Genomic DNA, 457 nt, shown 5'->3' with positions numbered 1-457 from the left:
AGCAATCTCTGGTGCAGACAGTGTTCCCACAAAATGTGTGAGCTTCGCCTTAAACATCAACGTAAGAAAATCACAGCGGATCGCACTGGTATGGGCCACCCCGTCTTCAGGACCAATGACGACTTCGGTCGTGAGTCCCAGGACTTCGCTGTATACGGGAGCACAGATAACCGTAGACACGTCCCCATGGCCGGCGATAAATGGCCGAGAAACTACGACGTAAAAGCCAGGTTTTCCGCCTCGCTCTGGCACTCGCTCACGTGTCCGGTATACCTCACCACGCTTCATGGCAGGGCTTGTTCGGCGACCAGCACCTTGGCTTCTCTGGCCAGACGTTTCCGATTGGAGCGGAGTATGCGGTCTTCGTCCGCCTCGGTCTTGCGGCGGCGTTGTTGCTCGGCAAAGCCACGAATGGCCGTCCGTACGAGTGCCGAGCGACTCTTACGCTGGGGAGAAG

1 protein-coding gene is annotated in these 457 nt (G+C 57.3%); it reads right to left on the bottom strand.

Annotated features, from left to right (window positions below):
* Positions 1-288 (bottom strand): type II toxin-antitoxin system PemK/MazF family toxin (locus OXG98_07560; protein MCY3771859.1); only part of this gene is annotated, 288 nt, incomplete at its 3' end.
* Between the last annotated feature and the right edge of the window lie 169 nt (positions 289-457).

Source organism: Gemmatimonadota bacterium (assembly GCA_026706345.1).
Classification (GTDB): Bacteria; JAAXHH01; JAAXHH01; order JAAXHH01; family JAAXHH01; genus JAAXHH01.
This window is presented reverse-complemented; position numbering and strand designations above follow the sequence as displayed.